The sequence below is a fragment of the Streptomyces sp. NPDC093598 genome (assembly GCF_044764825.1).
Classification (GTDB): domain Bacteria; phylum Actinomycetota; class Actinomycetes; order Streptomycetales; family Streptomycetaceae; genus Streptomyces.
In genome coordinates, this window is the sequence record NZ_JBIWIV010000002.1 from 972,627 (window position 1) to 992,861 (window position 20,235).

Consider the following 20,235-nt stretch of genomic DNA (forward strand, 5'->3'; position numbering starts at 1 on the left):
CAAGAGGGGCCGCGCGGCGCGCGGTCACGGCGCGTACGGGGGTGGCGCCGTGAGCGCGCGTCTGCGCGGTATCGCCCAGCAGACCGAGCAGATCGTCGCGGCCGGGGCCTACCGGGCGCCGGACGGGCGCGAGGTGTCGATCGCGGCGGAGCTGCGGGCGGCGCGCGAGGGAACCCGCCTGTACGGGCCGCAGCCGGTTCCGGTGCCCGCCGATCGGGTGACCGGGACGCGGGAGACGCTGATCGAGGTCACGGGCGAGAGCAGCCTGGAGGCCGCCCGCCGGCTCGGCGGGCACGTGGCCGTGCTGAACTTCGCCTCCGCACGCAATCCCGGCGGCGGCTACCTGAACGGCGCCCAGGCCCAGGAGGAGGCCCTGTGCCGCGCCTCCGCGCTGTACACCTGCCTCCTCGAGGCCCGCCCGTTCTACGACCACCACCGGGCCCACCGCGACCCGTTCTACACGGACCGCGTCATCCACTCACCGGCCGTGCCCGTCTTCCGTGACGACCGGGGCGGGCTGCTGGCCGAGCCGTACACCGCCGGCTTCCTGACCTCGCCCGCGCCCAACGCGGGCGTGGTGCTGCGCACGGCACCCGAACGGGCCGCCGAACTGCCGCGGGCCCTGGCGGTGCGCGCCGAACGCGTCCTGGAGACGGCCGTCGCCCACGGCTACCGCAGAGTCGTCCTGGGCGCCTGGGGCTGCGGGGTGTTCCGCAACGACCCAGCGCAGGTGGCGGAGGCGTTCCGGGCGTTGCTGGAGCCCGGCGGCCGGTTCGCGCAGGCCTTCGAGCACGTGGCGTTCGGGATCCTGGACCGGACGCGGGACCGTGCGGTGCTGGGCGCCTTCGACCAGGCGTTCAGCTCCAGCCGTAGCGCTCCTGCAAGCGGCGCCTGACCAGGTTGAAGCGCATGCGGTCGAGGGCGCAGGCCTCCCGGCGCATGCCGTCCTCGTGCAGGCGCAGCACCCGGTCCACGTCGACCCACGAGTCCCGGCCCGTCCGGTCCCAGGGCCCGCTGCCGATCGGCACCCACTCCCGGTCGCCGTCATGCCGCTTGCTGGACAACCGCACGGCGAGGAACGTCCCGCCCGGCTCGCGGGCGACGACCAGCACCGGGCGGTCCTTGCCGCGGCCGTCGTTCTCCTCGTAGGGCACCCACGTCCAGACGATCTCCCCGGGGTCCGGGTCGCCGTCGTGGGCGGGCGAGTACTCCGTGCGGACCCGGCCCACCGCGCGCGGGTCGGCCTGGACGGTGGCGGAGGGGCCGTGACGGCCGGGGACGTTCTCGTCGGCAGACGTGCTCACGGGGGCACCTTAGAGGCTGCCCCCGTGAGCACGCCGCCCGGGTCACTTGTCGTCCATCGGCACCTTCCCAGTCTGCCCGTTGAGGGACGTGGTGCCCTGCGGTGCCTGCCCGTTCCGGTCCATCGACGCCAGCAGCTGACGGGCGAGTCCCAGACCCGTGCCGCCCATGGTGAGCGCCTTGGCGAACATGTCCGCCATGCCGTCGGCGCCGTTGAGCAGCACCATGTTGTCGACGTTGCCGAAGGCGGACGCGCCGGCCTTCACGATCTCCGGCCAGTTCTCGGCGAGTTGCTGCGCGACGACGGCCTCCTGGTTCTCGGCCAGGGCGGCGGCGCGGGCCTTGATGGCCTCCGCCTCCGCGAGGCCCTTGGCCTTGGCCGCCTCGGCCTCGGCGAGACCCCTGGCCTGCGCCGCTGCCGCCTCGGCCTCACCGGTGGCCCGGGTCGCCTGCGCGGCCGCCTCGCCCCGCGCCTTGGTCGCCTCGGCCTCGGCGCCCGCGGCCGTCTTGACCCGGGTCGCCTCGGCGGCCGCCGCCAGCTCCGTCTCCTTCGCCTGCGCCTGGGCCGACGAGATCCGCGCGTCGCGGTCGGCCTCGGCCAGGGTGCGCGTCTCGTAGGCCGCCGCGTCGGCGGGTTTGCGCACGTCCGCCTGGAGTTGCTGCTCGCGCCGGTGCGCCTCCAGCTCCGCCACCCGCGTCTCCTGGACGACCACCTCCTGCCGGGCGCCGGCCTCGGCGAGCGGCCCCGCCTGCCGGGCCTTGGCGGCCGCCTTGTCGCGCTCGGCCTGGTAGCCGGCCTGGAGGATCTCGCTGTCCCGGGTCGCCTCCGCCATCCGGGCGAACGACTGCTGCTCGGCCTCGGTGGCCAGCCGGTTCGCCTCGGCCTGCGCGATGCGCGCGTCGCGCTGCACGGCAGCCGCGTGCGGCATGGCGAGGTTCTGGATGTACCCGGTCGGGTCCTCGATCTCGTGGATCTGGAGCGAGTCCACGATCAGGCCCAGCTTCTCCATCTCGGTGCCGCACGCGGCCCGGGTCTGCCCGGTGAGCTTCTCCCGGTCCCGGATCATGTCCTCGACCGTCAACCCGCCCACGATGGAGCGCAGATGACCGGCGAAGACGTTGTGCACCCGCTCCGACATCAGCTTCTGCTGGTCGAGGAACCGGCGGGCCGCGTTCGCGATCGACACGAAGTCGTCGCCCACCTTGAAGATGACCACGCCCCGCACCTTCAACGGGATGCCCTGGTGGGTCACACAGTCCACCTGGAGTTCGGTCTCGTTGAGATCGAGCGAGAGCTTGCGAACCGCCTGCACCCCGGGCATCACGAGCGTGCCGCGTCCGGTGACGATGCGGAACCCCAGGCCCTCCTCGATGCCCTCCGTGCGGTGTTTGGACCCTGAGATGATCAGTGCCTCGTTGGGTTCGGCGACCCGCCACATGAGCTTGAACAGACCGATCAGAACGAGGACGGCGGCAACCGCCACCCCCGCAACGACGCCGACGACCATCGGCATTCGCCCCCTTTGCATGGTGCCCTCTCGGCACCGAACGAAGGGGAGTGTGCTCCTGCGCGGAGCCCGGGTACAGACACCGGCGCATCCTTGGCCGAAGCTTGACGCGTACGGCTCTCACCTGCGTCGCAGCGGGCTCAACTGTCGTACGCCGCCGTGACGTAGACGGTCCTCGGGGGCAGGTACTCGACCACCATCACGACCGTGCCCGTCTCGATGCGGTCGCTCGCGGAGGCGGGGTGGGCGAGGAAGTGCTCGGCGCCGCCGCGCACCCGGACGATCACCTCACCGACCAGTCCGGGCCCGATCGTTCCGGTGACCCGCCCCATGAGCCCGACCATCGACGCGTCCGCCATGAGGACAGCGTACGGTCGCTCAGGCGGCGGCGGAACGTTCCGTGACCGGCGGCGACGGCCATTTCTCGGCCCAGCGCAGCTCCGCCTCCAGCTGCGCGGCCACCTGCACGAGCAGCGGCTCGCTGTGGGCCGGGCCCAGCAATTGCGCGCCGACCGGCAGGCCGTCCGGCGTGAAACCCGCGGGCACGTTGACGCCGGGCCAGCCCAGCACGTTCCACGGCCAGGCGTACGGGCAGGCGGCGATCATCGCCCGGTCGGTGGCGAACCCGCTCAGTTCGAGCAGGGCGCCGATCCGGGGCGGGGGAGCGGCGGTCGTCGGCGCGAGAACGACGTCGTAGGAGGTGAAGAAGGAGCCGATACGCCGGTGCAGCACGGTCTCCGCACGCCGGGCCGCCCGCAGCGGGGCACCGCCGAGCAGCCGGCCCAGCCGGGCCGCGTCCCGGGTGCGCCGGTCCAGCAGCGCCGGGAAGGGCGCCTCGCCCACCCGCTCGGCGATCCCGGCCGTGGCGCGCGGCACGAAGGTCAGCCCGATCTGCCCGTACGGCGGGTCCGCCTCCTCGACGAAGTGCCCCAGCGCGGCGAGCCGCTCGGCCAGTTCGACCACCCGGGTCCGCACCTCCGGCAGGAGCCGGGCGGGCACGGCCGTGAAGGGCGGTTTGAGGGAGAGCGCGATGCGCAGCCGCCCGGGGTCGCGGCCGACGGCCCGGGACACGTCGAGGGCCGGGGGCTTGTGCGGGTCCTGCGGGTGGTTGCCGCTCGCCGCGTCCAGCAGCAGGGCCGCGTCGGCGACCGTACGGGCCAGGGTGCCGTTGACGGTGATGCCCTGGAAGGACTCACCCCGCGGCCAGGTCGAGATACGGCCGCGCTGCGGCTTGATCCCGACCAGATGGGTCCAGGCGGCCGGGATCCGCACCGAACCGGCACCGTCCGAGCCGAGTGCGGCGGGCACCAGGCCCGCGGCGACCGCGGCGGCCGAGCCGCCCGAGGAACCGCCGGGCGTGTGCTCGGCGCTCCACGGATTGCGGGTGGCGCCGAAGGCGGGTCCTTCGGTGAAGGGCCACTGCCCGAACTCGCAGGTGTTGGTCTTGCCGATGATCACGGCCCCGGCCGCGCGCAGCCGCCGTACCGCCTCGCCGTCCTCGGGGACCGGCGGGAACTCCCCGCAGCAGCCGAACGCGGTCGGCTCCCCGGCCACGTCCATGTCGTCCTTCACCGCGACGGGGACGCCGAGCAGCGGCTTGTGGGCGCTGTGCGAGGCCGGGCCCCGGTCCGCGGCCGCGGCCAGCTCCCGGTCGGCGGCCTCGGCCTCGGCGAGCGCGGCCTCGGTCCGCACGATCCGGAAGGCGTTGAGGCCGGACTGCGTCGCCGCGATCCGCGCCAGCGTCCGCTCGACCAGCGCCCGCGACGTCACCTCCCCGGCGGCCAGCGCACGGGCGGTCTCCGCCAGGCCTTCGGAACGGTCGAGCGTCATCGGACACCTCCGGAAGCGGCTTGTCTACCGAACGGTAACGTCCGGTGGCCGGTGAGGGAATGCCGACGACGAGAGTGGAAGTTCACCCATCGGCCACATCTCCCTCACTGGGCACATCGGCACCTGTTCAAACCATTGACGCACCTCTGCCTCGCCCTTACCTTCTGAGCCCTACTTCTGATCGATTTGCCGAACTCTGTTCGGTATATCGAACGCTGGTGTTCCAGGGAGAGCCGCCCGTGACTCCACGCCCCGCCGTACCGTCCCGCCGCACCCTGCTGCGCGCCCTGGCCGCCCTGCCCGCCTCTGCGGTCGTGCTCGGCGCAACCCCCGGGCTGCTCGGCAGCGCCCTGGCCGCCGCACCCCCGAACGGCTCGGCCACCCGCTACACCATCGTGCCGTTCCTCAACAGCGACGACGGCACGGTCAACGTCTACCAGTCGGACGACGCCACCGACTTCCGGCTGTTGCGCTCCTCCGCGTACACCCCGCCCGCGAACCGGATCCGCGATGCCAGTGTCATCAGGCACACCGACGGCTTCTACTACGTCACCTACACCACCCACACCTGGCAGGACCCCAGCACGACCATCGGCTTCGCCCGCAGCTCCGACCGCGTCAACTGGACGTTCCTGTACGACCACACCGTCCCGATCGCGGGCCTCTCCCGCGCCTGGGCGCCCGAGTGGTTCGTGGACAGCGACGGCAGCGTGCACATCGTCGTGTCCTGCTCCACCACCGACGACGAGTGGATCTTCACGCCGTACCTCATGAGGGCCACGAACCCGGCGCTCACGGCGTGGAGTTCGCCGGTCGCCCTCTCGGGTATCGGCGCCAACCACATCGACACCTTCATCGTCAAGATCGGCTCGACGTACCACGCCTTCCCGAAGAACGAGACGACGAAGTACATCGAGTACGCCACCGCCTCGAACCTCACCGGCCCGTACACGATCCGCCGGACGGGCGACTGGGCGGGCTGGGGCAGCTACCGCGAGGGCCCGGCGCTGGTGCGGCTCGACAACGGCGGCTGGCGAATCTTCTTCGACGGCTACGGCGACGGGAACTACTACTACAGCGACAGCTACGACACCTTCGCCACCTGGTCGGCCCCGGCCGCGCTGCCCGCGATCTCCGGCACGGCACGGCACTTCACGGTCGTCAAGGAGACGATCGCGGGCGGCCCGGCCCTGGCCCGGAACGTCACGCGTTCCTTCTGCTCGGCCAACTACTCCACCCGTTACTGGCAGCAGCAGACCTCACTGCTCAACCTGCCCGTGGTGAGCTCCTCCAGCACCACCGCCGAGAAGCGGGCCGCCACCTTCACGGTCGTCGCCGGCCTCGCCGACAGCAGCGGCTGCTCCTTCCGGGACGCGGCCGGCAACTACCTCCGCCACTGGGACTTCCGGGCCCGCTTCGACCCCGACGACGGCACGAGCACCTTCGCCAAGGACGCCACCTTCATCCTCCGGACCGGCACGGCCTCGGGTGCGGTCCGCTTCGAGTCGTACAACTACCCGGGCCACTACCTGCGCCACTACGCCTACCAACTGCGCGTGGAGCGCTCCGACGGAACGGACCTGTTCCGGCAGGACAGTTCGTTCGTGCCGGTGACGGCCTGGACGTAGGACCGGCACGAAGAAGCCGGGCCACCACGGTTGCCCGTGGGGCCCGGCCGGAGGGGGTCAGCGGGTGAAGGTGACCCGGTGCTCCTTCAGGGAACCGCAGTTGGAGCCGTACACCTGCACGTAGGTGTTGGCGATGCTGCCGCCCCAGTCCACGCAGTGGCCCTTGCCGTAGACGTACGTCGGTCCGGCGTACGACGTGAACACGCCCTCGTCGTAGTGGCTCTCCTCGGTGTCCGGGACGTAGATCCAGGCGGACATGTTCACGGCCGTGCCCGGGTTGTTGCGGATGGTCGCGACGCAGTTACGGCCGTTGGAGGCGTTGTAGGTCAGGTAGACGGTCCCCAGCGAGCCGACGCTCGCCGAGTTGACCGTCTTGTACCCACTTCCGCAAACCTTCTGCGGGGTGGTGTTGGGCGCGGCCGAGGCCGGCGACGCCAGGGCGGTCATGGTCCCCACGGACAGTGCCGCCACGGCGGACGCGGCCAGGACGGAACGGGTGAATCGCATATTTCCCCCTTGCAACTCTTCGAGGTGGTTGCTCCTGCATGTGTGACCCTCGGGCCGTCCAAAGGGTTGTGCGTCAGTTCGCAGAAAAACGAGGGGAGTTGGGGGTGAGTGCGAGCGGAGGCCGCGTGCCGTGACAGCGGGTGCCCGAGCGTTCCCAGAGTTCGTCCCTTTTACTCGCGAGTCGCCTGTGGCACACGCGAGATCCAGAGGATCTGTGCAGGGGTATCACACAGACTGCACACCGCCCCTCCAAAGTCTCGTTAGCGTTACGGCTCGATCCCACGTGCGAACGTGAACAGGTCGCGGCCGGCGAGCCGCCGGAACAGCCAGATCGGGAAAACCACACATGGACTACTGCTCCTCGTGCCGTCGGCACCTCAACGGCGCCTTGGTCTGCCCGGGGTGCGGCGCCTACGCCCCGGACATCGACCCCCGTGCCGTCGACGGCCGTACCGGCCCGGCCCCCGCCCCCGTCATGGCCCCGGTCGGACCGGCGGCCTGGGAGCACCCGGCCGCCACCGGCACCTGGCACGACGGCACCGTGTGGGACGAGACCCCCGTACCTGCACAGGACGGCCCCGGCTCCGGCTCGTCCGGCGGGTACGACTCCCCCGACGGCACGTACGACTCCCCTGACGCCGACACGGCCGAGGACTACGAAGCCCGGCCGGAGGGACGGGCGGCCCGGCGTCGTCAGATGGCCCGCTGGAAGAAGAACCAGCGCCGGGCCGTCGTCGCGACGGCGGTCGCGCTCGTCGGAGGCGGTCTGACCGTCGCCGCGATGAACGGGAACGCCAAGCCCGGTGTGCAGGCGGCCACGGCGCCGCAGGACACGACCATGGGCGGCGCCGCGGGGGAAGCGCCCACGTACACCGAACCGACGTCGAGCCAGGCCGACACCCCGCGTTCCGCGCCCACCCCCACCGCTCCGTCGCACGCCGACCGCGCGTCGCGCCACCAGCAGTCCCGGGCCGCCGACCCCCGCATCACGCCGGCGGACACCCGGACGGACGCGGCCGCCGCGCCTCGCGAGCTGCCGCTGACGACCCCGCCGCAGCGCAAGACGGTCCAGAACACCGTCGACACCGTCACCGGCAACGCCGGTTCGTCCGGGTCGACGGCCACCGAGCCGACGACACCGCCGGCCGCCGATGGCGGCTCGGACGCGCAGCAGCCGACCTCCCCCTCCACACCCCCGCCCGCGGCGACCACCCCACCCGAGACGTCTGCCTCCGACTCCAAGCCCAAGGAGCTCTGCCTGCTCGTCATCTGCCTCGGCTGACGGCACGCGGCCGCCGGCAACCGGTGGCCGCGCGCGGTTGCCCTGCCGGACCGGAACCGCGAGGCCCCGTACGACCGTCTCCCAGCTCGTCGCGCAACGCCCGGAAACCGCCCCCAGAGGCGGCCCCGCCGGCTCCGCGGCAAGCGGAAGCCGACCGTACAATCCTCGCGACCAAATCGGGGGCGACATCAGCGGGGGAGTCCGCGTGGAAACGATCATCGTGCAGTTGCCCGGTACCACCCAGTGGGGTGCGGAGGAGACGGGCAGTCCCGAACTGATCCACCTGGGACCGGGGGACATCGCAGACTTCGGACGCGGCGGGGCAGGGGTCCGCATCGTCCTGACCGACCCCGGGATCTCCCGCCGGGCCGGGCAACTGGAAGCGGCCGGGGACTACTGGCGGCTGTCCAACTTCAGCCGCAGCGTGTCGTACGTGGTGGAGAACCTGGAGGGAGCCGGCGAGTACCTCACCGTCGCGCCCGGGCGGCTCGGGGCGCCCGTGCCCTTCGAGTTCTCCCGCGTGGTGCTGCCCGCCCTGTCCGGCACCGCCACGTTCAAGGTGTTCGCACCCCAGCACGCCTATCTCGGCGAGCAGTCCATGCCGGGCGGCGGTGAACAGACCGTCCACCCCTTCGCCCTGGACCCGACGTCGAAGTACTTCCTCGTCCTGGTGGCCCTGTGCGAACCCCGGCTGCGCGACCCCTCCGACTCGGCACTCCCCGGCGTCGGGCAGATCGTCGAGCGGCTGCGGCCGCTGGAGTCCTGCCGGGACCTCACGCGCTCCGCGGTCAACTACCACATCGACTACCTCGCCTTCGCCAAACTGCGCCTGGACCTCGGCGAGGAGGCCACGACCGCGGCCGACGGCGGCCGCACCGGCGCCAAGCGCACCCGGCTCGCCTCCGTCGCCCTGCGCTTCGGCCTGGTCCGCGAAGAACACCTCAGCCTGCTGCCGCCGCGCGGCGCCGGCCGCCTCACCGACCCGCAGGAGGCCGGCGCATGACGACGCCCGAGGAACGGGACGACGAACTGGAGGCGCCCCGCGCGCCCGGCCTCCCGGAGGGGTTCCGTATCGACGGCTGGGAGGTGGGCCCGGTCATCGGCTCCGGCGGCTGGGGAACCGTGTACGAGGCCCGTACGGTCGCCGACGGCACGCCCGCGGCGGTGAAGGTGCTGCCGACCGGCGCCCTGGGCCCCGGGCAGCGCGCCGCCCTCGGTGAACTCGTGGCCCGCGAGGTCCGGTTCAGCGCGGAGGCCGACCACCCCCACCTCGTCCGCACCCACGCCGTGTGCACCGTGGAGGCACCGGAACTGCCCGCCCTGGACGGCGCGATCGCGCTGGTCATGGACCGGGCCGAGGCCAGCCTGAAGGACGTACTGGACGCCGCCGCGACGGGCGGGCCGATCGCGGACGCCGACCGTGTCCTGCGCGGCGTCGCCGCCGGACTCGCCCACATGCACGACGCCGGCTGGGTGCACGGCGACCTCAAACCCGCCAACGTCCTGCTGGGCCCCGGCGGTGAGGTGTGGCTGGCGGACTTCGGCCTCGCCACCGAACTCGACGGCACGCACGCTCACTTGCCCCCGCTCGGCACCCTCGACCATCTGCCGCCCGAGTGGTGGTCCCAGCGCACCGGCACCCAGGGCGCCGTCGTCCGGCCCACCGCCGACATCTGGGCCTTCGGCGTCCTCGCCCACCAGGTGCTCACCGGCGGACTCCATCCCTTCCCGGGAGCGACGGCCCGGGCCCGCTCGCTCGCGGCCCAGACCTACGCCCGCGGCACCGCGCCCCTGCGGCTCGACGCCGGCCTCGACGAGGACATGCGCCGGCTGATCGCCGACTGCCTGGCCCCGGACCACGCCGCCCGCCTCCCGCACACGGCCGCCGGCGTCGCCGCCCGGGTCGAGGCCGTCACGGGCGGCCCGCACCGCCGCCGAAGACGCCTGGTGCCCGCTGCCGCGGCCGGGCTCGTCGTCCTGACCGCCGCCGCGGTCGCCGGGGCGGCCCTCCTCGGGGGAGGCGAGGGCGGCGGCAACCAGGACGAGGACCGTGACACCCCCGCCGTCACCGGTACGGCCGGCTCGCCGCCGGCCGGTGAGATCCCCGAGGACTCCGACGTACCCGAGGCGCTGCGCCCCGTCATCGCCCGCGCGGCCCACCGCTGCACCGACGAGGAGATCACGCCCGCCCTGCTCGCCGCGATGCTCAAAGCGGAGAGCAACTTCGACGCGAAGGCCTCCCGCCCGGAGAGCGAGGAGTACGGCATCGCCATGTGGACGCCGTCGGTGTTCCGCGCCTGGGCGGTGGACGGGGACGGTGACGGCGACAAGGACCACATGTCGCCGCCGGACGCGATCTCCACCATGAGCCTGTACGTGTGCTGGCTCGACCAGCGCTTCAAGCAGGCCGGGCTGCCGAAGAAGGACCTGCCCGCGCTGGTCGCGGCCGGCTACCGCACCAGTGACCGCACGGTCATCGAGGAGCGCGGCGTACCGGAGCGGGTACAGCCGCACGTGGACAAGGTGATGCGCTACCTCGCCGAGTACGAGCGCTGAACCGCACGAACGCGAGCGGTGGGCGGAGCCGCGGCCCCGCCCACCGCTCGTCCCCCGTTCCCGTCACGGCCGCGGCGAGCCGCACTCCGGGACGTTCGGCAGCCGGTTGTCCGGCGAGCTGATGTAGATGTTGGACATGTAGCCCCCGTACTGGGGCAGATAGGCCCACCAATCGTTGGTGTAGGGCGGCACGTCGACCACCTCGCCCCGGGTCTGGCAGCTCACCAGCACCTCGACCCCGGCGGGGAGCCGGGTGATCCGCTCGTCTCCCGTGGTCGGACCCCTGCGGACGCTCACGAGCTCGCCCCAGGTGCCGAACCAGCTCCCGGCGGGACGTACCCCGCCCGGCACGTTCAGCGAGCGGGTCAGCCGGCCGAGGTCGGTGTACGCCTTGCCGTACGACGTGCCGACCTGGTGCAGTGTCAGCGCGGCCACGATCGTGCGGTCGTTCGCGCCCACCGTGCCGGTGGTGTGCAGTGCCGGGCGGGTGAGGTCCACGGCTGCGGCGGCCCGGGGTGCGGGGGCTGCTTCCGCCTGCGTTCCCGAGGACGCCGCCTGAGTGCCGCACGTGCCCTCCCCGTACCTCCCGGACCAGCCCTGCTTGACCGCCCAGGGCCGGTCGAACGCTCCGGCGATGCCGAAGTGCTGGTCGAAGTGGTCGGTGGAGGAGCAGCGCGTGGAGCGGCGCAGGTTGTCCATGATGAAGGTGCGCACGGGCGCGGGCGCCTTCTCCAGGATGTACCGGTAGATCGCCACCGTGTCCCGCGCGGAAAGGGCGGTGTAGCCCCAGAAGCCCGCGTACTCGGCGGGCGGTGGCGCCGTGTCACGCAGACCGAGCGAAGGCCGGTCGAGCATCCGCTTGATGATCGCCGAGCCGCCGTACGTCGACCAGTAGTGGTCCGCGGCGTCGTCGTCGCTGCTGCGCAGCATCGGCTCCAGCCGGGCGCGGTCGGCCGCGGGGATGGTGTAGTCGGGCCCGCGGTCCCACAGGAAGTCCAGGGCCAGCAGGAGCTTGACGACCGAGGCGGACCGGAACTGCGCGCTCTCGTTGACCTGTTCGGTGAACATGCCGGCTTCGCGGTCGTAGACGGCCACGCCGGCGGTGACGCCGGGCGGGATCTGGGCGGCTGCGGAGGTCTGGACGGTTCCGGCGGCCCTCTCCGTCCGGGGATGCGCCGCAGCACCGCTCGTGACTGACGCGACCGTGACGACGGCCGCGAGCGCGGCGGCGCCGCGCAGGAGCATGCGCATGGTTGCCCTTCCTGGATCGCCCGGTTTCCGACGGGACCTCGGCCCGCGGCGCCACGATAGGAGCCCTGGCGGGGCGGGCGCTCCTGACGGATGTCAGGGCTCCCGCAGAGCGGGCGGCCTGCGGCTTCGACCCTGATAGGTGTCAGGTGTCGCGGTGCGGTGACGCCCCGTACGGTCACGACCAGCGAGCGACGGCCGGCCCGGGGGGCCGGTCGCCGTGCATGACCGGACCACCCCACGCCACACGAAACGAAAGAGGGCTCATGAGCCGCCGATCACTCACGACACTGCTGGCCGCGGGGGGCGCCGCCGCGGTGATGGCGCTCCTTCCGACCTCCGCCCAGGCCCAGGCGTTCTCGGGCGGCAACTACGGCCTCTACGGCATGGAGGGGCAGTACCCCACCACCTCGTACTGCACGGGCACGTTCCGGCAGATCGGGCCCACCCAGTACGCCGAGGGCATGGCCCTGAAGTACTTCTATTCCGACAAGTGCGGCTCGTTCGCCCGGATCGAGAACTCCCGGCCCGGCTGCGCTGCCGTACTGCAGCGTTCCAACAACAGCTCGGGCCGGAACGACGGCTGGGTCTCCGAGACCGTGGACTCCGGCATCAACTACGCCTACACGCAGATGGGCAACAACCTCAACGGCCGGGTCTCGCGCGCCCTGCTCTCGTGCGACGGCCACGATCTGGCCGTGACCGGCTGGTACTGAGCCGCACCTACCGCGAGACGTTCACCGCGCCCTGCTGGAACGGCGGCGGACATGGGCCCGATGGGCTACTGCTGACCGGCAACTGACTGCGGCGGGCCACCGGATCTCCCGGTGGCCCGCCGCAGGCGTGTGCAGGGGACGGTGCGTCAGCAGTCCGGGACTCCGGCGATCTTCTCGCCGCCCCGGATGTACAGGTTGTTCACCCAGGCGACGTCACTGCCCGAGAACTCCACCACGGCGGTCCACCAGTTGTTGGTGCCGACGGCCGGGTCGTGCACGGTCTGGCCCTGCTTCTGGCAGAGGGCGTCCGCCCACCACTGCGAGCGGACCGCGAGCCGCGGGGAGTCAGTGGTCGGCTGCTGGCGCAGGTTGACGTCGGTGGCCCAGATGCAGACGTCGGTGAGGGTCGGGTCGCAGCCGTCGGCCGCGACAACAGGGGCGGGGGAGCCCCCGGCCGGTGACGCGAACACGGCCGAAAACCGCTCGACGACCGCTGCCGCCGCTGCCTACGATCCACCGCGCGGCATCGCGTGCCGGTCACCGGCCGGGTGAGGCATGGAGGCGCCGCGGAGATGCCCGTGGAGGCATTCAACCGTGTCAGTCGAGTTCAACCACACCATTGTCCTGTCCCGTGACCGGGAGAAGTCCGCTCACTTCCTCGCGGAGATCCTGGGACTGGAGGTCGGGGCACCCACCGGGGTGTTCCTGCCGGTGACGACCGCCAACGGTGTCACGCTGGACTTCCTCACCATCGACGCCGACATCCCGATGCAGCACTACGCGTTCCTCGTCTCCGAGGAAGAGTTCGACGAGGCATTGGCGCGCCTCGTCGCGGCCCGGATCCCCATCCAGGCCGACCCGCACGGCAACCATCCCCGCCGCATCAACCGCAACGACGGCGGCCGGGGGGTCTACTTCCTCGACCCGGCGGGCCACGGCATGGAGATACTCACCCGCCCGTACGGAACGGACCCGGCCTCGGAGCTGAACGGGGTCACGGAGGACGTGCCCGGGGCGGTCTGAGCCGGCTCCGGCCGGTCAGCCACCGTCCGACTGCACTGCCACGGGGGCCGGTTCAGGACCGGCCCCCGTGGCGTGCTCCCGGCGGGGCAGCAGCAACGGGGTGGGGAGGAGCAGTACACCGGCCAGTGCGATGGCCGTCCGGGGACCGGTCCACGCGGCCAGTACACCCCACAGGGCGGTCGTCGCCGCGGTGGTGGCCTTGCCGGTGGCCGACCAGGCGGCGAGGGTGCGGGTGACCCGGTCCCTGGGGGTGCGGTCGAGGCGGTGCGTGGCGAGGACCGGGTTGAACACGCCGCAGCAGGTGATCAGGCCGAACTCGACCAGCATGACCAGGGCCAGGCCGGATGCCCCGGGGGCGGTGCAGGCCAGGCCGATCGGCCAGCAGGCCCGGAGCATCCCCGCGGTGAGCAGGACGCGATGCCGGCCGTGGCGCGCGACGAGGCGCGGGGCCAGGCGGGAGCCGAGCAGGCCGCCGGTGCAGGGCACCGCGAAGGCCAGGGCGTACTGCCACGGCGCGAAGTGCAGGTCGTCGACCATCAGGATCAGGAGCGGTGGAGACGCCGCCATGATCAGGGAGTTCACCAGGAGCGTGTTGAAGAACAGCGGGCGCAGCGCCGGGTCGGCCAGGATGTGGCGCCAGCCGTCGAGCAGGTCACCGGCCCGGGTCATTGCGGGTTGCGGCCGTACCGGGTCCTTCTCGGCGTCGCCGATGGCCCGGATGCCGATCGCCGAGAGCAGATAGCTCACGGCGTCGGCCACCACCGTCGTCACCGGGCCGAACAGGCCGATCGCTGCCCCGCCCAGCGGCGGGCCGACCATGCTGGCGGTCCAGGTCGTCGCCTCGAACCGTCCGTTCGCCACGAGCAGGTCCTGCCGCGGCAGCAGGTCCTTGAGGAATGCCCCGGCCGCCGCGTTGAAGGTGATGTCGGCCGCCGCCACGGCCACCGACACCAGCAGCAACTGGCCGAAGCTCAGCCGGCCGAGGGCGAACGCCACGGGGATGCTCAGCAGCACCACGCACCGGACCAGGTCCGTCGCGATCATCACCGGCCGTTTGCGGCGGACCTCCACCCACGGCCCGAGCGGTACCGACACCGCCGCGCCGACCGCCGGTCCCACGGCGGCCAGCAGCGCCACCTGTGCCGGCCCGGCGTCCAGCGCCAGGACCGCGATCAGGGCGAACGCGTCGAACGCGAGCCAGGTGCCGGCCGTACTGACCGCGTACGCGCCCCACAGCCACCCGAACCGCCGCCCCAGCGACCGTCTGCCCGCCACGGCGCACTCCCCGCTCTCCTGGACAACCCGGTGTTGTCCGGGAGTCATCCAAGCGACAAGCGGGGAGGTCGGCAAACAACCACACGTCACTCGCGCCACAACCGACCGTTGTGACGCCACGGCAGGAGGCGGAGGCTCAGCGCTGGTACAGCCCCACCAGCGTCCCGTCCGCGATACGGCGCTTCTCGACCTCCTCGTGCACCTGGTCCGCGCGCGGGGCGTCCGGCAGGACACACGGTTCGGACAGGGCGTAGAGCCGGAAGAAGTAGTGGTGGGCGTCGTCACCCGGCGGCGGATGCGGACCGCCCCAGCCGTGCTGCCCGTAGCCGTTGATGAGTTCCGTGCCGCCCGGTGGGCTCTGCCCGGCCTCGACGCCGTCGCTGTGCGGGTCGATGCCGACCACGACCCAGTGCGCGAAGGTCCCCGACGGGGCGTCGGGATCCTCGCACAGCAGGACCAGTTCGGCCGCGTCGTCCGGTACACCGCTCCAGGTCAGCGGCGGAGAGACGTTCGGTCCCTCGTACGAATACCGGCGCGCGATGAAGGAGTGGTCGTTGAACGCGTCGCTGCTGAGTTCGATGCCGGTCATGTGCCCCGGGGTACCCCCGAGGATCCCGGGGCACACGGTTCGGCACGGAATCCCCCGGGTACCCGCCAGGGCGAGCCGGAACGAGGCGGGGGAGGAAGGGACCCGACGATGTCTCCCCTGGCAGAAGACCCCGCGGACGACGTCCGGGAGGACCGGCGCGCCCCCGCCCGCACCGCACGGCTGCGCAGCCGCATCCCCGAGCCCGACGAGGAGCCGGATCTCCTCGGCCAGTACCTCGCGCAGATCTCGGCGACCCCGCTGCTCACCGCGGAGGACGAGGTCCGGCTGGCCCGGCGGATGGAGACCGGTGTACGGGCGCTGGAGGAACTGGACCTCGCCGACGCCGGTGAACACGGCCTCACGGCGCAGCGGCGCCGGGAACTGGAGGAGGCCGTCCGCGACGGGCAGGCGGCCAAGGACCACATGGTCCGGGCCAACCTCCGGCTCGTCGTGTCGATGGCCAAACGGCACGCCCACCGCGGACTGCCCCTGCTGGACGTCATCCAGGAGGGCAACCTGGGGTTGATCCGGGCCGTGGAGAAGTTCGACCACACCAAGGGCTTCAAGTTCTCCACCTACGCGACCTGGTGGATCCGCCAGGCCATCGAACGGGGCCTGGCCGCACACGCGCGCTCGGTGCGGCTGCCGATGCACGTCGTGGAGCAGCTGCAGAAGATCGCCAAGGTCGAGCGGCGGCTGCGCCTCGACCTGGAGCGGGAGCCGAGTGTCGAGGAGGTGGCCCGGGAGAGCGGCTTCGCCGAGGACAGGATCGGCTGGCTGCGCCATGTCGGACGGGACGCCGTCAGCCTGGACACGCCGGTGGACGAGAAGGGCGAGACCGTCGTCGGCGACCTCATCGCCGACACCGAGGTGCTCCAGGCCCCTGAGGTGGCCGAGTTCCGGGCACTCGCCGAGGAACTGCGCGAGGCCGTCGGCACGCTCGCGCCACGCGAGGCCATGATCCTCAGCCTGCGCTACGGGCTGCACGACGGTCACACCCGCACCCTGAACGAGGTCGCACGGCGCGTCGGCCTGACGCGGGAGCGAGTACGCCAACTCGAGAAGGAGTCGCTCGCCCGGCTGCGGGAACCGGAGAACCGCGAACGGCTGGTGGTCTGGGCGGGCTGACGCTCACCCCGCCGGGTCAGGCGTCGACCGTCACCGCGCACGACCACCCGTACGGATCCGGCCCGATCCGCAGCGCGTTCCACGCCACCGCCGTCGGAACCGCCCCTGTGATCTCCACGTCGGCGATACCGGTGACCGCAAGCCGTACGTCCAGGCCGCCGTCGGCCTCGTCCGCCTCCACGTCCACGGGCACCTGGCCGTACGCCTCCAGCCGGAAGATGATCTCGTCCAGCAGCGAGGCGAGCAGGTCGTCGTCGCTGGCCTCGGCCAGCCGCACCCGGTCCACGGCCGTGGGCCGCACCCCGGATACGTCCGCGAAAGACTCCACCATCGCCAGGACCGCCTCCGCCAGACAATGCTCCCGGCACGCCGCCCACGCCTCGATCCGGATATCGCCTGCATGCGGCACTGCCCGGTGCCCGCACTCGCCCGGCTGCCGCCCTTGCCCGCCGTCGCCCGTGTCACCGCCCATGAACATCACCTGCCCGAGGCACGCCCACCCATGCGGCCCCGGCACCGGCATGTCGATCAGACGGGCTCGTCCGCGAGGTACGGCGGCGCCGGCTCGTACTGGATGCAGCGCCGTACGGCCCGTGCGTGCTCACGGCCGTGCAGCCGCCCGACCAGCCACAACGCACTGTCGATACCGGCCGAGACGCCCTGGCTGGTGACCAGGTCGCCGTCCACGACGTAGCGGGCGTCCCGGACCACGGTCACGTCCCCCCGCGCCTCCAACGTGTCCTCCTGGCTCCAGTGCGTGGCCACCCGGCGTCCCCGGGCGGGCCCGGCGGCATGCAGCAGGAAGGTGCCGGTGCACACGCCGTGCACCCACGCGGTCTGCTCCGCCGTCTTCCCGATCCAGTCGATGACCACCGGGTTGCGCAGCTGGTCCTCACGCGCGCCCCGCCCGCCCGGCACATGCAGCACGTCCAGCGGCGGATGGTCGTCGAAGGTGTGGTCGGGCAGGACGCGCAGGCCCTTGTTGCAGCGCACCGGCCCGGGGCGCTCGGCGATGAGCACGGCGGTGTCGGCGCTGTCCCGGAGCCGGGCCGAGACGGTGAACACCTCCCAGGGCCCCACGAAGTCGAGCTCCTCGGCGTCCTCGAAGACCAGCAGGCCGTAGGTCGTCACGCGCTTCTTCCTTCCTCTGCGGGATCTGCCAGGGGTCCCGCGGTGGTGCGGAACCTGGCGCGGTAGTCCGACGGCGCGATACCGAGCCGTCGGTGGAACGTGCGGCGCAGGGTCTCGGCGGTGGCGAAGCCGCAGCGACGGGCGATGGCCTCGACCGGTTCGTCCCCGTCCGTGAGCGCGCGCTGGGCCGCCTCGACGCGCACCCGCTCGACGTAGGCAGCCGGCGGCACGCCGAGTTCGGCGGTGAAGCGGCGCTGAAGATGACGCGGGCTCAGCCCGGCGTGCGCGGCGAGACCCGCGATGTCGTGCCGGGCACCGGGATCGGCGTGGATCGCGCCGACGGCGGCCCGCACCGGGTCCGTCGCCGGCTGCCGCGACCAGAGCGCCACGCTGAACTGCGACTGGCCGCCCGGGCGGCGCAGGAACAGCACCAGCCGGCGCGCCACCTCGTGCGCGACGTCCCGGCCGAGGTCGTCCTCCACCAGGGCGAGCGCCAGATCCATCCCGGCGGTCACCCCGGCCGACGTCCACACCCGCCCGTCCCGCACGAAGATCGGGTCGCAGTCCACGCGTACCTCGGGATGCTCCCGGACCAACTGCTCTTCGCGGGCCCAGTGCGTGGTGACCCGCCGCCCCTCCAGCAGCCCCGCGGCCGCCAGCAGGAACACCCCACTGCACACCGAGGCCACCCGCCGGGCACCGGCCGCCGCGGCGGCGACCCACGCGACCAGGTCCTCGTCCTCCCGGGCCCGGTCGACGCCCCGGCCGCCGACCACCACGAGGGTGTCCGTCCCGGCCGGGTCGAGGTCGGCCACGCCGTGGGCGGCATGGATGACCAGCCCGCTGACCGACCGCACCGGCCCCGCCCGGGTCGCCACGACCTCGCAGGCGTACTCGCCCGCGCTGTGGAACACCTCGTGCGGCCCGGTGAGGTCGAGCGGCTGGAAGCCGTCGAAGACGACGAAGACGATACGGCGATCGGTCACGCCCCTCACGTTCCACCGGCCCGCCGCATGGCGTCAACGACACGCATCCCACAGATCGCGCCATGGGACGTCCCCGTCGGCGTGGGTACCACGGGAACCGGGGGAGAGGAGGCTGACGATGATCTCCCGGACCGTCACCGTGCCCGTCGGCGGCGCCGGACTCACCGGCGATCTGAGCGTGCCGCCGGACGCCCGCGCGATCGTGCTGTTCGCGCACGGCAGCGGCAGCTCCCGGCACAGCCCCCGCAACCGCGAGGTCGCCGCCGGTCTGCGCACCGCCGGACTCGGCACCCTGCTCATCGACCTGCTCACCGAGGAGGAGGAACGCCAGGACGCCGTCACCGCCGAACTGCGCTTCGACATCCCCCTGCTGGGCCGCCGGCTGGTCGCCGCCCTCGACTGGCTGGCGCGGGAACCGGGCATTTCGGACCTGCCCGTCATCCTGTTCGGCGCCAGCACCGGAGCGGGCGCGGCCCTGGTCGCCGCCGCGCAACGCCCCGACCGGGTGCGGGCGGTCGTCTCGCGCGGCGGACGGCCCGACCTGGCAGGCGAGGCCCTGGACACCGTACGGGCCCCGGTGCTGCTGATCGTGGGCGGCCGGGACACGCACGTGCTGCGGCTCAACGAGGAGGCGGCCCGGCGGCTGCCCGGTCCGCACACCCTCGATGTGGTGCCCGGCGCCACCCATCTGTTCGAGGAGCCGGGCGCACTCGACCAGGTCACCGAGACGGCCCGGCAGTGGTGCGACGAGCAGCTGCGGACCGCCACAGGCCGGTGACCGGCCGGCGTGCATCGTCCGGCGGGCCCCGGGGTACGCGGGAGCCGCACCGGCGGAGGGCCCTGTCCGTGCGGGAAGCAGAGGTGACCGTCATGCGGTTCCGTGATCGCCGGCAGGCCGGTGAGGAACTGGCCGAAACACTGCGCACCCGGCAGCGCGAGGGCGCCCTGCCCGATCCCCTCGTCCTCGCCCTGCCCCGCGGGGGTGTCGCCGTGGCGCGCGAGGTCGCCGCTGCGCTGGACGCCCCGCTCGACGTGCTCGTCGTACGCAAGATCGGGGCGCCCTACCAGGAGGAGCTCGGCGTCGGCGCCATGGCCGGGGACGAGGTGCCGCTCCTGGACGAGGACGCCCTGCGTCACCTCGGCATCCGTGAGGCTGCCCTCGCTCCCGTCATCGAGCGGGAACGCGCCGAACTGCGGCGCCGCGAGCGGCTGTACCGGCAGGGCCGACCCGCCCCGGACCTGCGCGGACGGACCGTGATCGTCGTCGACGACGGCCTGGCGACCGGTTCCACGGCCCGTGCCGCACTCCGCTTCGTACGCCGTCAGGCGCCCGGACGGGTCCTGCTGGCCGCGCCCGTGTGCTCCCCCGAGGGGGCCGACCTGATGCGCGCCGAGGCCGACGAGGTGATCTGCCTGCACCGGCCGGCCGCGTTCATGGCCGTGGGCCTCTGGTACGAGAACTTCGACCAGCTGACGGACCAGGACGTCCTCGAGGCGCTTCACGTGCAGCTTTGACCCATTGTTCA

22 protein-coding genes are annotated in these 20,235 nt (G+C 72.7%); 10 read left to right on the plus strand and 12 right to left on the minus strand.

Annotated elements, in window-relative coordinates; genetic code table 11:
* Positions 1 to 49 precede the first annotated feature (49 nt).
* Entirely contained in the window at positions 50 to 895 is an 846-nt protein-coding gene (locus ACIRDU_RS10395) for a TIGR02452 family protein (protein ID WP_403576762.1), read from the plus strand.
* Here ACIRDU_RS10395 and ACIRDU_RS10400 read toward each other — a convergent pair.
* From ACIRDU_RS10400 to ACIRDU_RS10415, 4 genes are all read right to left on the minus strand, one after another.
* Positions 858 to 1,304 carry a type II toxin-antitoxin system PemK/MazF family toxin gene (locus tag ACIRDU_RS10400; RefSeq protein ID WP_403576764.1) on the minus strand — a complete coding sequence of 149 codons (447 nt, stop codon included), beginning with the start codon at positions 1,302 to 1,304 and terminating at the stop codon, positions 858 to 860. The two genes, ACIRDU_RS10395 and ACIRDU_RS10400, sit on opposite strands and share 38 nt — an antisense overlap.
* 42 nt (positions 1,305 to 1,346) lie before the next feature.
* Positions 1,347 to 2,816 (minus strand): SPFH domain-containing protein, encoded by a 1,470-nt coding sequence (locus ACIRDU_RS10405; RefSeq protein ID WP_403576766.1) that lies wholly within the window; start codon positions 2,814 to 2,816, stop codon positions 1,347 to 1,349.
* Positions 2,817 to 2,950: 134 nt separating this feature from the next.
* Positions 2,951 to 3,169: a hypothetical protein gene (locus ACIRDU_RS10410; RefSeq protein ID WP_403576768.1), complete on the minus strand. Its 219-nt coding sequence runs from the start codon at positions 3,167 to 3,169 to the stop codon at positions 2,951 to 2,953.
* Positions 3,170 to 3,188: 19 nt separating this feature from the next.
* A complete protein-coding gene (locus ACIRDU_RS10415; protein ID WP_403576770.1) occupies positions 3,189 to 4,640 on the minus strand; it encodes an amidase in 1,452 nt (483 codons plus the stop codon).
* Between the two features lie 239 nt (positions 4,641 to 4,879).
* Between ACIRDU_RS10415 and ACIRDU_RS10420 the strand changes: the two genes are divergently transcribed.
* Entirely contained in the window at positions 4,880 to 6,268 is a 1,389-nt protein-coding gene (locus ACIRDU_RS10420; RefSeq protein WP_403576772.1) for a glycoside hydrolase family 43 protein, read from the plus strand.
* Between the two features lie 57 nt (positions 6,269 to 6,325).
* Here the strand turns inward: ACIRDU_RS10420 and ACIRDU_RS10425 are convergent, their stop codons facing one another.
* Positions 6,326 to 6,775 carry a spore-associated protein gene (locus ACIRDU_RS10425; RefSeq protein WP_403576774.1) on the minus strand — a complete coding sequence of 150 codons (450 nt, stop codon included), beginning with the start codon at positions 6,773 to 6,775 and terminating at the stop codon, positions 6,326 to 6,328.
* A gap of 346 nt (positions 6,776 to 7,121) precedes the next feature.
* On the opposite strand from ACIRDU_RS10425, the gene ACIRDU_RS10430 reads away from it, so the two are divergent.
* From ACIRDU_RS10430 to ACIRDU_RS10440, 3 genes are all read left to right on the plus strand, one after another.
* Entirely contained in the window at positions 7,122 to 8,057 is a 936-nt protein-coding gene (locus ACIRDU_RS10430; RefSeq protein ID WP_403576776.1) for a hypothetical protein, read from the plus strand.
* A 205-nt stretch (positions 8,058 to 8,262) separates the two neighbouring features.
* On the plus strand, positions 8,263 to 9,060 hold the full coding sequence (locus ACIRDU_RS10435) for a serine/threonine protein kinase (RefSeq protein WP_403576778.1): 798 nt from the start codon (positions 8,263 to 8,265) through the stop codon (positions 9,058 to 9,060).
* On the plus strand, positions 9,057 to 10,613 hold the full coding sequence (locus ACIRDU_RS10440; protein WP_403576780.1) for a protein kinase: 1,557 nt from the start codon (positions 9,057 to 9,059) through the stop codon (positions 10,611 to 10,613). The genes ACIRDU_RS10435 and ACIRDU_RS10440 overlap by 4 nt, the downstream gene beginning before the upstream one ends.
* A gap of 63 nt (positions 10,614 to 10,676) precedes the next feature.
* Here ACIRDU_RS10440 and ACIRDU_RS10445 read toward each other — a convergent pair whose 3' ends face one another.
* Positions 10,677 to 11,864, minus strand: coding sequence for a hypothetical protein (locus tag ACIRDU_RS10445; RefSeq protein ID WP_403576782.1), 1,188 nt, complete (start codon positions 11,862 to 11,864; stop codon positions 10,677 to 10,679).
* 263 nt (positions 11,865 to 12,127) lie between these two features.
* Here ACIRDU_RS10445 and ACIRDU_RS10450 point away from each other — a divergent pair, with 263 nt between their 5' ends.
* A complete protein-coding gene (locus ACIRDU_RS10450; protein ID WP_403576784.1) occupies positions 12,128 to 12,577 on the plus strand; it encodes a hypothetical protein in 450 nt (149 codons plus the stop codon).
* Between the two features lie 146 nt (positions 12,578 to 12,723).
* On the opposite strand, the gene ACIRDU_RS10455 is transcribed toward ACIRDU_RS10450, so the two are convergent.
* Complete coding sequence (locus ACIRDU_RS10455) at positions 12,724 to 13,047, minus strand: peptidase M23 (RefSeq protein WP_403576786.1); 324 nt, start codon at positions 13,045 to 13,047, stop codon at positions 12,724 to 12,726.
* 124 nt (positions 13,048 to 13,171) lie between these two features.
* On the opposite strand from ACIRDU_RS10455, the gene ACIRDU_RS10460 reads away from it, so the two are divergent.
* On the plus strand, positions 13,172 to 13,600 hold the full coding sequence (locus tag ACIRDU_RS10460; RefSeq protein ID WP_403576788.1) for a VOC family protein: 429 nt from the start codon (positions 13,172 to 13,174) through the stop codon (positions 13,598 to 13,600).
* Between the two features lie 15 nt (positions 13,601 to 13,615).
* Here the strand turns inward: ACIRDU_RS10460 and ACIRDU_RS10465 are convergent, their stop codons facing one another.
* Together ACIRDU_RS10465 and ACIRDU_RS10470 are read right to left on the minus strand one after the other, a co-directional pair.
* Positions 13,616 to 14,875, minus strand: a complete 1,260-nt coding sequence (locus tag ACIRDU_RS10465; protein ID WP_403576790.1) for an MFS transporter — start codon at positions 14,873 to 14,875, stop codon at positions 13,616 to 13,618.
* 136 nt (positions 14,876 to 15,011) lie between these two features.
* A complete protein-coding gene (locus ACIRDU_RS10470; protein ID WP_403576792.1) occupies positions 15,012 to 15,464 on the minus strand; it encodes a YbhB/YbcL family Raf kinase inhibitor-like protein in 453 nt (150 codons plus the stop codon).
* A gap of 108 nt (positions 15,465 to 15,572) precedes the next feature.
* Here ACIRDU_RS10470 and ACIRDU_RS10475 point away from each other — a divergent pair, with 108 nt between their 5' ends.
* The gene (locus ACIRDU_RS10475; protein ID WP_403576794.1) at positions 15,573 to 16,592 is read left to right on the plus strand and encodes a sigma-70 family RNA polymerase sigma factor; all 1,020 of its coding nucleotides are present in this window, start codon (positions 15,573 to 15,575) and stop codon (positions 16,590 to 16,592) included.
* Positions 16,593 to 16,608: 16 nt separating this feature from the next.
* On the opposite strand, the gene ACIRDU_RS10480 is transcribed toward ACIRDU_RS10475, so the two are convergent.
* Genes ACIRDU_RS10480 through ACIRDU_RS10490 form a run of 3 tightly spaced genes read right to left on the minus strand, consistent with a single transcriptional unit; the run spans position 16,609 to position 18,709 of the window.
* Entirely contained in the window at positions 16,609 to 17,064 is a 456-nt protein-coding gene (locus ACIRDU_RS10480; protein ID WP_403576796.1) for an archease, read from the minus strand.
* Positions 17,065 to 17,120: 56 nt separating this feature from the next.
* On the minus strand, positions 17,121 to 17,723 hold the full coding sequence (locus ACIRDU_RS10485) for a DJ-1/PfpI family protein (protein WP_403576798.1): 603 nt from the start codon (positions 17,721 to 17,723) through the stop codon (positions 17,121 to 17,123).
* The gene (locus tag ACIRDU_RS10490) at positions 17,720 to 18,709 is read right to left on the minus strand and encodes a GlxA family transcriptional regulator (RefSeq protein WP_403576800.1); all 990 of its coding nucleotides are present in this window, start codon (positions 18,707 to 18,709) and stop codon (positions 17,720 to 17,722) included. The genes ACIRDU_RS10485 and ACIRDU_RS10490 overlap by 4 nt, the downstream gene beginning before the upstream one ends.
* A 118-nt stretch (positions 18,710 to 18,827) precedes the next feature.
* Here ACIRDU_RS10490 and ACIRDU_RS10495 point away from each other — a divergent pair, with 118 nt between their 5' ends.
* Positions 18,828 to 19,487 (plus strand): dienelactone hydrolase family protein, encoded by a 660-nt coding sequence (locus ACIRDU_RS10495; protein ID WP_403576802.1) that lies wholly within the window; start codon positions 18,828 to 18,830, stop codon positions 19,485 to 19,487.
* 92 nt (positions 19,488 to 19,579) lie between these two features.
* Entirely contained in the window at positions 19,580 to 20,224 is a 645-nt protein-coding gene (locus tag ACIRDU_RS10500; protein WP_403576804.1) for a phosphoribosyltransferase, read from the plus strand.
* Positions 20,225 to 20,235: the final 11 nt, after the last annotated feature.

What these genes read in the sequence shown, in the direction of transcription:
- ACIRDU_RS10475 (WP_403576794.1), top strand. Translation starts at nt 15,573, where the DNA reads ATGTCTCCCCTGGCAGAAGACCCCGCGGACGACGTCCGGGAGGACCGG.
- ACIRDU_RS10500 (WP_403576804.1), top strand. Translation starts at nt 19,580, where the DNA reads ATGCGGTTCCGTGATCGCCGGCAGGCCGGTGAGGAACTGGCCGAAACA.
- ACIRDU_RS10445 (WP_403576782.1), bottom strand. Translation starts at nt 11,864, where the DNA reads ATGCGCATGCTCCTGCGCGGCGCCGCCGCGCTCGCGGCCGTCGTCACG.
- ACIRDU_RS10410 (WP_403576768.1), bottom strand. Translation starts at nt 3,169, where the DNA reads ATGGCGGACGCGTCGATGGTCGGGCTCATGGGGCGGGTCACCGGAACG.
- ACIRDU_RS10495 (WP_403576802.1), top strand. Translation starts at nt 18,828, where the DNA reads ATGATCTCCCGGACCGTCACCGTGCCCGTCGGCGGCGCCGGACTCACC.
- ACIRDU_RS10450 (WP_403576784.1), top strand. Translation starts at nt 12,128, where the DNA reads ATGAGCCGCCGATCACTCACGACACTGCTGGCCGCGGGGGGCGCCGCC.
- ACIRDU_RS10405 (WP_403576766.1), bottom strand. Translation starts at nt 2,816, where the DNA reads ATGCCGATGGTCGTCGGCGTCGTTGCGGGGGTGGCGGTTGCCGCCGTC.
- ACIRDU_RS10440 (WP_403576780.1), top strand. Translation starts at nt 9,057, where the DNA reads ATGACGACGCCCGAGGAACGGGACGACGAACTGGAGGCGCCCCGCGCG.
- ACIRDU_RS10470 (WP_403576792.1), bottom strand. Translation starts at nt 15,464, where the DNA reads ATGACCGGCATCGAACTCAGCAGCGACGCGTTCAACGACCACTCCTTC.
- ACIRDU_RS10425 (WP_403576774.1), bottom strand. Translation starts at nt 6,775, where the DNA reads ATGCGATTCACCCGTTCCGTCCTGGCCGCGTCCGCCGTGGCGGCACTG.
- ACIRDU_RS10480 (WP_403576796.1), bottom strand. Translation starts at nt 17,064, where the DNA reads ATGGGCGGTGACACGGGCGACGGCGGGCAAGGGCGGCAGCCGGGCGAG.
- ACIRDU_RS10430 (WP_403576776.1), top strand. Translation starts at nt 7,122, where the DNA reads ATGGACTACTGCTCCTCGTGCCGTCGGCACCTCAACGGCGCCTTGGTC.
- ACIRDU_RS10415 (WP_403576770.1), bottom strand. Translation starts at nt 4,640, where the DNA reads ATGACGCTCGACCGTTCCGAAGGCCTGGCGGAGACCGCCCGTGCGCTG.